Origin of the sequence: Staphylococcus sp. GDY8P67P (assembly GCF_017892545.1) — a bacterium.
Classification (GTDB): Bacteria; Bacillota; Bacilli; order Staphylococcales; family Staphylococcaceae; genus Staphylococcus; species Staphylococcus ureilyticus.
Map to the genome: position 1 here is coordinate 87888 of NZ_JAESLH010000010.1, position 12087 is coordinate 99974.

Sequence of the window (12087 nt, forward strand, 5' to 3'; positions counted from 1 at the left end):
ATAAACTACATACAATATGCTAAAATACCTCTATTGCAATAAAACAGAACATATTAAGAGGGAATGTAATTATGAGAAAGTTAATTCTGGCAATTGTAACTGTACTCTTCGTCGGTTCAATTATAACACCTTTTGCCAACGCTGAAACAGTCACACCTACACAGGCGGCAAATCAATATGGTTATAATGTTACTGATAATTATCAACCTGAAGGTGCAGTAAATATTGCCCAAACCGGTCAAATTCTTTACCAATATAACGCTGATAAAGATTGGTATCCTGCTTCGATGAGCAAATTGATGACCATGTATTTAACACTCGAAGCCGTTAATCGTGGGGATTTATCTTTAGATGATAAAGTTAAAATCACAGACAAACATTACAGCATGTCTACCTTGCCTGAATTAAGTAATACCAAGCTTTATCCTGGAGAGACTTACACGATTAAAGAGTTACTCCAAATCACTGTTTCAAATTCAAGTAATGCCGCAGCGCTTATATTAGGTCAAGAAGTATCTGGAAACCTTTCAGATTTTACAGATGCAATGAACAAAAAAGCAAAATCAATAGGTATGAAAGATACACATTTTGTTAATCCAACAGGTGCTGAAAATAAACAATTAAAAGACTTTGCACCAAAAAAATATAAAAATGAAGAGAATAATACATCAACCGCTAAAGATTTTGCAATTTTAGCTCAACGTACCATTCAAGATACACCAAAAATCATTTATTTCACTAAACAATTAGCTCCAACGCAACACGATGTTACATATTACACGTTCAATCACTCTTTAGAGGGTGCGGATATGAGTTTAGAGGGGACAGATGGTTTAAAAACTGGCTCTAGTGACATTGCAGATTACAATCACACTATCACTACAAAAAGAGATAAATTTAGAATTAATCAAACAATAATGGGTGCTGGTAACTACGACAACTTAGGTGGCGAGAAACAACGTAATATGATGGGCAATGCCTTAATGAATATGTCTTTTGATCAATATAAATATAAAAAAATTATTTCAAAAGGCAATCACAAAATTAATGGAAAAACATATTATGTAGAAAAAGACTTATACGATGTACTTCCAAATGATTTCGATAAAAATGATTATAACTATGTAATTGAAGATGGTAAATTGCATATTGAATATGATCGAAAATTTATTTCCGATAAATACGGCCCACCAACTGTTAAAGTAAGCAAACCAATTCTGCATCAAACTACGACAGTTGTGAAAACGACGTGGGATGAACATCCAATCCTCACTTTATTAGGAACGATATTAATCATAGCTGCAATCGCAATTATTATTTATCTTATTATCGAAACTTTCAAAAACAGAAAAAATCATAAATAAAGTCATGAATTATCAATGCCAAAATGATACCCCGAAAAGATGCTTTAACTTAGAAATCTTCTCGGTGTTTTTCATAGCTTGATCGTTCGATGACAAAACAAGTTGAGGCTGAGACATTACGATGTCCCAGCCTCACTTAATATATTTATTTAACATATGATTTATTAAAATTATAATTCAATATCAACAAATGACTGCTGATTTATTTTTCAGCATCACCATAAAGTTCTTTCTTGATTTTAGTAGTAGAAATACCTTCTGTACGGTTAAGGTAAATCACTTCACATTTATCTTTCAAGAAGTCAAACTCACCTTCCCAGTCGTGCCCCATTACAAAAGTATCTATTTCATAGCGATCGACGTCGATTTCTTTTTGTCCCCAGCCACTTTCAGGGATTACAAGATCAACATAACGAATAGACTCTAGCATCATCTTTCGTTGTTCATAATTATAATAAGACTTTTTATTTTTAATGCGATTAAATTCATCTGTAGATAGTGCAACTACTAAATAATCGCCCATTTCTCTAGCTCTTCTTAATAATTCAATGTGACCATAATGTAATAAATCATACGTTCCATAAGTAATAACACGTTTCATACGCTCATACTCCTTAACAAAATTTAATTAAAATTTACATTTTTTAAAAGTATAGCACACTGATTTGAAGTTTACGAACTATACCCAAAATTCATTTTTTTAATATTTGTTTTAATTTCATTTTACCTCTGAATTTTACACGTTTCGGTAACACTTCCATTTGAAAACGGTAATAATTCGGTCTACCAATGCCTACATTAAGTAATGCTTCTCGCCATTTTTTATATAACGCTTTATTCCAATTTTTTCCACATTGTTCAACAACCCTAATTATTCTAAACATTGCTTCTCCTGAATAATCTGCTTCTTGCATATTATTCATATAAGACGTTACGACATCTAAAAATGGTTCTGTTAATTTTTTATTATTTGTGAGAAATGCTTGCAACAAGTAACTGACAATGAGTTCATCCATACGATAACTGTAATAAATCCGTTCTTCTCTTAATAACAATGTGTGCATCACTCTATGTCTTACTTTAATCGCATCGCTCATATAATTTACAAAGCGATCTGCTCTTTGATCTGTCACCGACCCTTTTTCTTCATGATAACCATACACAATAAAAGGTAATAATTGCACATCTCGTGCTTTCTTATAAGCTGATATCATAAATGTATGCTCTTCACAAAACACTACATCTTCATCGAAGCGTAAATCTTTGAATGTCGCACTAAATAACTTGCCTCCTGGACCAATAGATTGCATCATTTCAGGACATTGTGCTAAATTCACTTTATCAAATTTTTGTATGGGTTGGTGTGTATAAAAACTTTGCCATGCACCTTTATTTAGTCTTCCAATTTGTCCTAGTACAATATCTACATGTTCATCCTGTTGAAAGTAATCTGCCATAGCATCGATACTATTTGGCAAAAATTCATCGTCTGCATCTAAAAACATAAAAGCATCACCAGTAACATACTCCAATGCATTATTTCTGCTCACAGCTGCACCTTGATTTGCTTGATTAATAATACGAATGTTTTTGTATGCTTTTTGTAGTCTTTCTAAAACTTGTTTACTTTCATCTGTTGATCCATCATTGATACAAATAATTTCATAATCTTGCTTTGTATCCACCGAGCTTATTGCTCTTTGAAGTGTATTTGCTGCATTATAGACAGGTATGATAATTGATATTTTCATGTTTTCACCATTTTCTCTATATGATTTATAACCTGAGTTAAGCTATTTGGAACATTATAGTCATGCCAATTTTTGAACAATGGCATTAATGCACTTGCATGTGTTTGAAGTATATGAACGATGTCTTCTTCGCTATATGCTTTGTAAAATTCCGGAATTTCATAATAATATGAATTTAGCCCCCGTACTTTTTCATAATTTGCTTCATCATAGACATAAAAAAGCGTCGGCTTATTTAACAAACTTGCTTCTATTGCTAATGAGCTATAATCTGTGATGATAACGTCCGCCATAACCATAAGCGATTGTAGACTAATATTGTGTTGCTCATCTTGAGGTAGTGATGGATGTAACTTACTCATCAATGTGTATGAAGGTAATGCTGTTTCAAAACGCGCCTTATCAATAATCTGATTGGCTTGGTGATGCTCGCGATACGTTGGCACATAAAGCGCTAATTTATCATTGATACCATATTGTAACTTTAATGCTTGCTGCTTTTGTTTGATATCTAAATTTACATATGGAACAAGACGAGGCAATCCAGTTCTTAAAAATTGATCATCTTTCGCACCAAACGCGGATTTAAAACAATTCACCATTGGTTCGCCCCCTACTAAATATTTATCAGTAGCGCGATAAACATTTTTATATTGGTTCACCATTTTTTTATTATTTAAATCTACTTGGTGGTCAGTAAGTCCAAAATTTTTCAGTGCACCAACTGCGTGCCAAGTTTGAATGATTGTCTGTTGCGATTTCTTTTTGAAACCGCCAAACAATAAATAATATGTATCTATCACAATAATTTTTGCCGTACTCAAGGCCTTTATATGTTTAAAGACTTTTTTATTGCCCGCAGGTATAAATGTCACATTATCTAATTGTTCAACATATTTTCTATTACTTTCCTTGGCAATCACTGTCACTTCATAAGATTTTCGATTTAATGCTTCGATGATTGGAAGTACATCTTCAGCAAATGTCATCATGACGACAATATGATGATGATCTATTTTTTTCTTTATATATATCAAATTTAAAAAACTAATGATTGTCATATAAAGTTTTTTTATTAACTGTCTCAAATTTCCACCGCCGGTAATTATTTATTCTCTTTTATTATAGCTATTTTATATTTAAAATTATAGAAAAATCCTTTAATGACTTTTAAGCCACCAAAGGATTAAATATAAATCGTCTTTGTCTGAATTCCATTACATAAAGTCTGCAAAATGATCTCTATAACGCATATGCAATATAGATCCTATGACAAATAAAAACACAATGATAAAGAAGTTGTAAAATGTTAATTCCCAATGTGTAACAAAATACCATTCGTTATATAGAACCGATGCACGATACGCCTCAGCAAGATAATAAATTGGATTCAGTTGCATAACATCTTTAACAATACCTTCTGGCGGTACAATTAAAATAGATGAAGCAAAGAATACCATTCTCATCAATGCTTGAATTGCTGGTTGAGTATCTTTTACTAATACACCTAACGTAGAAGTAAACAATGCTACTGTTGTAGTAAAAATTAATGCAAATGGTACATATAAAAATAATTGTAATGTAAAAATAGATGGATAATAACCACCTAACATACATAATAAAATAACAGCAACTAATAGTGCGATATGACCATAGAACCTACTCATCACTATATATGATGGTATAATTGATAACGGAAAATTCATCTTAGCGACATGGTTATATTTACTTGCGATTGATTTCGTACCTTCCAAAATACCTTGGTTCACAAAGAACCACATACTAATACCAACGAGTAACCAATAAATAAATGGGACACCCTCGATTGGATTATTAGTTCTAATTCCTAGACCAAATACAAACCAATAAACCATAATTTGCATTGCTGGATTAATTAATTCCCAAGCCATACCAAGGTAATTATTGGTGTTAGTAATTTTAACTTGGAATTGTGCTAACCTTTGAATTAGATAGAAATTTTTAAAATGCTCTTTTAAGACTACCCACACTGCACTCATTTAAATAAACCACACTTTCAATCAATTTGCTAATCATAATTATGCTATAAAAAGTCTACATTCAAATCTAATATACGCTTTGTTATTCATCTTAACAACCTATATTTAATTGGGTAAATTAAATATTTTATGTAATAAAAGCGGATGTGCTTACTCATATGATTGTTGTATAATAGAAAAACAACGAAGCTAAAATAACCTCATTTCAGTTGATTTTATAACTTAAATTCAGTAAACTTTAACAATTGTATAAGAACGTTATCTTAAAATTTGTACTCACTTACTTTACAATAGGTTAATAAATTTAACAACTCATATATAATATAATATACTATATACTATCTGCAAATAAGGAAGGTAAAATTATGAATGTATCGGTTAACATTGAACATGTAACTAAAGAATACCGCATCTATCGCAATAATAAAGAGCGTTTAAAAGACGCCTTAGTCCCTTTTAATAAAAACAAGACATTTTATGCGCTGAATGATTTGTCATTAACAGCATACGAAGGTGATGTTATAGGCCTTGTAGGCATCAATGGGTCAGGTAAATCTACGCTTAGTAATATTATTGGTGGCTCCCTATCTCCTACTGCTGGAGATGTGAATCGCCACGGTGAAGTTAGTGTGATTGCAATTAATGCTGGTTTAAATGGACAGTTAACAGGTATTGAAAACATAGAATTTAAAATGTTATGCATGGGATTCACAAGAAAACAGATTAAAGCCTTAACACCTGATATTATTGAATTCAGTGAACTAGGAGAATTCATTTATCAACCTGTTAAAAAATATTCTAGTGGTATGCGAGCCAAGTTAGGTTTCTCAATTAATATCACGACAAATCCAGACATTCTTGTCATTGACGAAGCATTATCAGTTGGAGACCAAACTTTTGCACAAAAATGTTTAGATAAAATTTACGAGTATAAAAAGCAAGGTAAAACTATTTTCTTCGTAAGCCATAATATGAAACAAGTGCGTGAATTTTGTACTAAAATCGCGTGGATAGAAGCTGGTAAATTAAAAAAATTCGGTGAACTAGACGAGGTTTTACCCGAATATGAAAAATTCTTAAACGGTTTTAAAAAATATTCCAAAGAGGAACAAAAAGCCTTTAGAAGTAAATTGGATAACTCAAGATTTGAAGTGAAATAATTTTATTGACTGTTAAATATCATAGATAACGACTGTACAATTGCATGATAATTTTAATAAATAAATCATAACTAAAATAAACTTATATTTGCTAAATATATCAAAGTCATTGTAGTAAAAAATCGGCTATAGCTTAACAATGCTATAGCCGATTTTTTATTGCTTTACTTTTTGCTTAATCACTTTAAATACAAACTTTGGTATGGCTTTCATTCTGCCAAACCGTTTCCAATCAATGATAAAGCGATAAATCCATTCAATATTTAATTTACGAAATATTTTGGGCGCTCTTTTTTTCGTTCCGCTAAAAACTTCAATAGATCCGCCAACACCCATTAGTAATGTCTGTTTAAAATAATGATCATAACGTTCAATCCATTGTTCTTGCTTAGGATAACCCATCCCAACGAAAACATAATCTGGATTAAATGAACTCACGTGTTTCAATACCGTTTCATCTTCTAAATTAAAATAGCCATGGTGATAATCAAAATGAATATTAGGGTATTTTTCACTTAATTTCTTCACAGCTTGAACGACAACCTCATCTTTTGCACCTAATAAAAAAACCTTTTGATAATTAGCATTAGCAATTTTCAAACATGCTTCCATTAATTCTATACCTGGAACACGTTCTTTCAAAGGGGTTTTAAGCAGTTTTGAAGCCATAACTACACCTGTACCATCAGGAATGACATAGTCTCCTTTGTTAATTAACTTACGATATGCTTCATTTTCAGTAGAAAAGTCAACTATTTCAGGATTAGCAGTTACAATAAATAAATTCTTTTCAGATTGTGATTCAAAAAAAAGCTTTATACGGTCACGCATTTCTGTCAGCGTTACATTATCGAATAAAACAGATAATACGTTTACCTTTTCTAATTTATTAGCTCTTGTCATAATTGGTTATCTCCTAACTCAATTCTTTTTCTCGTTACCCTATAATACATTACTTGTAATATGAATACTGTTACTCTCGCATATATTACAATATTAATAAAACCTAGGTCAAACCGCTTTAAAATATAATATACATCAAAAGTCCAAATGATTTATGGATGATCTTACTTTATACTATTATATGTGAGATACTGTTTGATTATTATCGTATCTCGTAAAATATTAAATTTTCGTATTCTAAAAATGAGGTATTTCATGTCTAAGCTAAATGCGTTTTTCAGTTCTTCTATTCAATTACATCTTTATTGGATTGTTTTAGTGGCTATAATCTATATCATCATACATACTTATCGAAATAAACCTATCAACCAATTTTTAGATATCTATTTTAACTATATCCCTGTATTAACACATGAGTTTGGCCATATATTATTTAATAAATTGAGCGGTGGACGAGCGAGAGACTTAGTGATTGTGGCAAGACCAGCTGAGCGTCTAGCAACATCTCAACAAGGCTACGCCATAACACAATCAAAAAATAGTGTTGGTCAGTCCATCACTACATTCGGTGGCTACGTTATGCCGCCATTGATGTTATATATAGGATTTCTATCTATGCAATATCAATATCCAAGCTTGTTTATCACTGCTTACCTATTAATATTTATATATTTTGTATGCTTAACATCTAGAAAGCTATTACCAATGTTCATAGTAATACTTTTAATTTTTTTATTATATTGCTTATTTAAAAGTGATAATCAATTAGCGATACTTTATGTTATATCCATTACACAACATTTTATCTTAGGTGTTTTATTAGGAGAAGTTCTTCAATCATCTTGGACAATATTCAAATTGACTTTCTCATCAAATGAAATCACTTGGGATGGTAGCACTTTAAAAGCATTGACTCGTGTTCCAACCTTCCTCTATAGCTTCATTTGGATAGCGATCAATTTATTTACTGTATATCAATTATTCCGAGTTTACTTTATTCCTTAGACCTCTTCAAAAAGAGTCTAGGACATAAAATTATTGGGTAAGTGAAAAAGCCAATATCCATAGAAATAATATAAAAATCGGCTCTAATAGGTTGTATTTTGATAAGACGCTTGAGACAACAGGACAAACTGAAGACGACGGGCAGAAGCTGTCCTCTAAGAAAGCGAGCCAACAATACACCGCAGCATTGAATAACAAGAAGCACACAGATAGATTGAATTAAATCATCTGTGTGCTATTTTTTAGGATTTATGACTCAGACTTTTTTCCTTTCAATATCACTATTAACTATTAAATATGACTACAATGTCCTTTTCAAGCTTTGTCTTATGCTTATTAGATAGACGATTTCAATTTTTTAAATCCTTCTAAGTTGCATATAAAAAACTTCAGTATGCAAATTCTTATTTTTCTGCATAAATATGTTCTGCATTATCATAACTCAGTACTGTCACTTTTTCTTCTTTCTGCACCATTACCACTTTATTGGTATCATCTTTATCTAATATTTTTATTTGTTCCCCAATCAATATGGATTTACTTGTTAAATAAACTAACAATTCTGTTCTATCTCGCACACGTTTTATCGTCACTATATCACCAGCTTCAAACGACAATAAATTTGTAGTATATATCTCTTTATATTTATTATCTCTAGGGATAATACCACCGTGCGGACAAGTGATTGGGTAATCTAATAATTTATCTAAACGTTCTACAAATAAGTGTGAAACTTTGTGTTCTAGCACCTCAGCTTCCTGATGTACCTCTTCCCAATTATATTCCAATATCTTAATTAAAAATAATTCTAATAATCGATGTCTTTTAATGATATCTAAGGTATATGTCAAACCTTCTTCTGACAATTGCACACCTTTATATGGCTTCGTTTCTACAAATCCCGATTTTTCTAAACGATTCACCATTTCACTTACAGATGGTGGTTTGATATTTAAATACTGGGATAACGTCTTGTTTGAAACGAAAGAATGATCGCCATTATGAGTCAAAATTGCTTTTAAATAATCTTCTTTTTCTTCAGTTAGCATGGTTTCACCTCTCAAGTCATTCACTTTATTGTATCACGAATCTACTTGACACGCTAAAAGTTAATGTTATATTATAAATTAAATTAGGTTAGCCTAAAATTTAATTTAAGGAGGTAGAAAAATGTTAGAAATTAATAACTTAAATCTCACTTTAGGGAATAAACATGTCTTGGAAAACATTAATTTAGAAATTCCCGTAAAAGGTGAAATTATAGGTATTATGGGACCCAATGGAGCAGGAAAATCTTCCTTACTCAAATCAATTATTGGTGAATTTAAGTCAACAGGTATCGCTAATTTACATAACATTGCTATACAACAAACACTTAAAAATGTTACATACATCCCACAAAAAGCACATATTGACTTAGACTTTCCAATTAAGGTAGAAGATGTTGTACTCTCAGGTGCCTATAAAGATATTGGTTGGTTTAGGTTTGTTACCCCTAAAACAAGAGCTAGACTTAATCAACTACTATCAACATTAGAATTACAAGATTTAAGAAATCGACAAATTTCTGCACTCAGTGGAGGTCAATTACAAAGAGTTTTAGTAGCTAGAGCACTCATGACAGAAAGTACACTCTATCTTTTAGATGAACCATTTGTAGGTATCGATTTCCATAGTGAACAAATCATAATGACTCAATTAAATGAGCTCAAAGAAGCTGGGAAATTAATTTTAATTGTACACCATGATTTATCTAAAGCAGAAAAGTATTTTAATCGTGTTATTCTTTTAAACAAAACAATTCGTTTCTTTGGAGAAAGTCATGTTGCGATGCAACCTGACCATTTAAACGAAACTTTCTTAAACCCCACACAGGAAGAGCAACAAAAGTCAGAATCGGCATAAATAGAAAGGAAGTAACACGATATGGAATTTTTTCAACACCTATTTGAATACAAATTTTTAAGCAATGCATTGATTATTTCAATTGTTGTAGGAATCGTTTGTGGTACAGTAGGTTGCCTCATTGTATTAAGAGGCCTGTCCCTTATGGGAGACGCAATGAGTCACGCAGTTTTACCTGGGGTCGCATTATCATTTTTATTCGGCGTTCCTATGTTTGTTGGAGCGTTAGTGACAGGTATGATTGCTAGTATCTTTATCGGATTCATTACCAAAAGTAGTAAGACCAAACCTGATGCTGCGATAGGTATTAGTTTTACAGCATTTTTAGCTATCGGGGTCATTTTAATTAGTCTCATTAATAGTACCACCGACTTATATCATATTCTTTTCGGTAACCTATTAGCAGTGACACACGCTACTTTTTGGTCAACAGTCGTAGTTGGTTTAATCGTTATGATTTTAATTATAACTTTCTACAGACCATTAATGATATCCACATTCGACCCAATTTTTAGTAGAATGAGTGGTTTAAACACTACATTTTTACACTATTTCGTTATGCTATTGCTCTCACTCGTTACGGTAGCAAGCATACAAACAGTAGGTATTATATTAGTTGTCGCTTTATTGATTACGCCTGCTTCAGCTGCATTTTTAATCGCTAAAAAATTACATACGATGATGATCATTTCTAGTCTTATTAGTGTTATAAGTTCAATTGTCGGTATGTATTTTAGTTATATTTATAATATTCCAAGTGGTGCAACTATCGTCTTATGTGCGTTTATCATTTATATCATTATTTTCACTTGTAATAAAATGCAATTTTTCACAAAAAAAGGAGCAATTTAATGAAAAAACTATTAACAATTACAATGATTCTTTTATTATTTTTAAGTGCATGTGGTAAAGGAAACAACGATTCTAATTCTCAATCACATGAAAAAATAAAAGTTGTAACAACAAACTCAATCCTTTATGACATGGTCAAAAATGTTGGAGGCGATAACGTAGATATTCATAGTATCGTCCCAATCGGTCAAGATCCACATGAATATGAAGTAAAACCAAAAGATATTAAAGCATTAACAGATGCTGACGTTGTGTTTTATAACGGGCTAAACTTAGAAACAGGTAATGGTTGGTTTAAAAACGCATTATCACAAGCTAATAAGTCATATGAAGATGGTTCTGTTGTTAAAGTTTCAAAAAATGTTAAACCTTTATACTTAAACGGTGCTAAAGAAGGCGATGAATCAAAACAAGATCCACACGCTTGGTTAAGTTTAGATAATGGTATTAAATATGTAGAAGAAATAAGCAAAGCCTTGATTAAGAAAAATGACAAGTATAAAGATGATATTCAAAGTAATACCAAAGATTATATCGCTAAGTTAGAAGATTTGAAAAAAGAAAGTCATGATAAATTCAACGATATACCTAAAGAACAACGTGCAATGATCACAAGTGAAGGTGCTTTTAAATATTTCTCAAAACAGTTTGATATTAAACCTGGTTATATTTGGGAAATCAATACCGAAAAACAAGGTACCCCTGAACAAATGAAGCAAGCTGTAAAATTTGTTCAAGACAATAACCTTAAACATTTACTTGTAGAAACGAGTGTAGATAAGAAAAGTATGCAAAGTCTAAGTGAAGAAACAAACTTAGATATTTATGGAGAAGTATATACAGATTCTATAGGTAAAAAAGGCACTAAAGGAGATTCATATTTTAATATGATGCAAGAAAATATCAATACTGTTCACGGTAGTATGGAATAAAATAAGGCTATTTAACCTACATTGTAGGTGAATAGCCCCATACCGTACGTTTCCCTCCTAATGACGTACGGTATGGTGGTATTCAAGCCTTAAATCATCTATCTCCCTTAACTCCATCAATGGTTGGCTCCTCCCCCCATTGATGGAGATTTTTTTTAGTCTTACTTTCAGCTATAGCTGAATTAGTAAGACTTATG

General features: G+C 31.5%; 12 protein-coding genes. 6 read left to right on the forward strand and 6 right to left on the reverse strand.

Annotated elements, in window-relative coordinates; all coding sequences use genetic code 11:
- Positions 1-71 precede the first annotated feature (71 nt).
- On the forward strand, positions 72-1364 hold the full coding sequence (gene pbp4 / locus KA833_RS04405; RefSeq protein ID WP_210128508.1) for a penicillin-binding protein PBP4: 1293 nt from the start codon (positions 72-74) through the stop codon (positions 1362-1364).
- A gap of 202 nt (positions 1365-1566) precedes the next feature.
- Here the strand turns inward: pbp4 and tagD are convergent, their stop codons facing one another.
- From tagD to KA833_RS04425, 4 genes are all read right to left on the reverse strand, one after another.
- Complete coding sequence (gene tagD, locus KA833_RS04410; protein ID WP_019468395.1) at positions 1567-1965, reverse strand: glycerol-3-phosphate cytidylyltransferase; 399 nt, start codon at positions 1963-1965, stop codon at positions 1567-1569.
- A gap of 91 nt (positions 1966-2056) precedes the next feature.
- On the reverse strand, positions 2057-3115 hold the full coding sequence (locus KA833_RS04415) for a glycosyltransferase family 2 protein (protein WP_210139531.1): 1059 nt from the start codon (positions 3113-3115) through the stop codon (positions 2057-2059).
- Entirely contained in the window at positions 3112-4203 is a 1092-nt protein-coding gene (tarB, locus tag KA833_RS04420) for a teichoic acid glycerol-phosphate primase TarB (protein ID WP_046207320.1), read from the reverse strand. The genes KA833_RS04415 and tarB overlap by 4 nt, the downstream gene beginning before the upstream one ends.
- 129 nt (positions 4204-4332) lie before the next feature.
- Complete coding sequence (locus tag KA833_RS04425; RefSeq protein ID WP_046207319.1) at positions 4333-5133, reverse strand: ABC transporter permease; 801 nt, start codon at positions 5131-5133, stop codon at positions 4333-4335.
- 365 nt (positions 5134-5498) lie between these two features.
- Here KA833_RS04425 and tagH point away from each other — a divergent pair, with 365 nt between their 5' ends.
- Positions 5499-6293, forward strand: a complete 795-nt coding sequence (gene tagH, locus KA833_RS04430; protein WP_046207318.1) for a teichoic acids export ABC transporter ATP-binding subunit TagH — start codon at positions 5499-5501, stop codon at positions 6291-6293.
- Between the two features lie 156 nt (positions 6294-6449).
- Here the strand turns inward: tagH and tarA are convergent, their stop codons facing one another.
- Positions 6450-7196 carry an N-acetylglucosaminyldiphosphoundecaprenol N-acetyl-beta-D-mannosaminyltransferase TarA gene (gene tarA / locus KA833_RS04435; protein ID WP_210128506.1) on the reverse strand — a complete coding sequence of 249 codons (747 nt, stop codon included), beginning with the start codon at positions 7194-7196 and terminating at the stop codon, positions 6450-6452.
- Positions 7197-7451: 255 nt separating this feature from the next.
- Here tarA and KA833_RS04440 point away from each other — a divergent pair, with 255 nt between their 5' ends.
- Positions 7452-8201, forward strand: a complete 750-nt coding sequence (locus KA833_RS04440) for a M50 family metallopeptidase (RefSeq protein ID WP_210128505.1) — start codon at positions 7452-7454, stop codon at positions 8199-8201.
- 404 nt (positions 8202-8605) lie between these two features.
- Here KA833_RS04440 and KA833_RS04445 read toward each other — a convergent pair whose 3' ends face one another.
- Positions 8606-9250, reverse strand: a complete 645-nt coding sequence (locus KA833_RS04445; RefSeq protein ID WP_046207315.1) for a metal-dependent transcriptional regulator — start codon at positions 9248-9250, stop codon at positions 8606-8608.
- A gap of 121 nt (positions 9251-9371) precedes the next feature.
- Between KA833_RS04445 and KA833_RS04450 the strand changes: the two genes are divergently transcribed.
- The 3 genes from KA833_RS04450 to mntC are packed head-to-tail and all read left to right on the forward strand — an operon-like array spanning position 9372 to position 11890.
- Positions 9372-10106, forward strand: coding sequence for a metal ABC transporter ATP-binding protein (locus tag KA833_RS04450; RefSeq protein WP_046207314.1), 735 nt, complete (start codon positions 9372-9374; stop codon positions 10104-10106).
- Positions 10107-10127: 21 nt separating this feature from the next.
- Positions 10128-10958, forward strand: coding sequence for a metal ABC transporter permease (locus KA833_RS04455; RefSeq protein WP_210128504.1), 831 nt, complete (start codon positions 10128-10130; stop codon positions 10956-10958).
- The gene (gene mntC, locus KA833_RS04460; protein WP_064209570.1) at positions 10958-11890 is read left to right on the forward strand and encodes a manganese ABC transporter substrate-binding lipoprotein MntC; all 933 of its coding nucleotides are present in this window, start codon (positions 10958-10960) and stop codon (positions 11888-11890) included. The genes KA833_RS04455 and mntC overlap by 1 nt, the downstream gene beginning before the upstream one ends.
- The last annotated feature ends 197 nt before the right edge of the window (positions 11891-12087 follow it).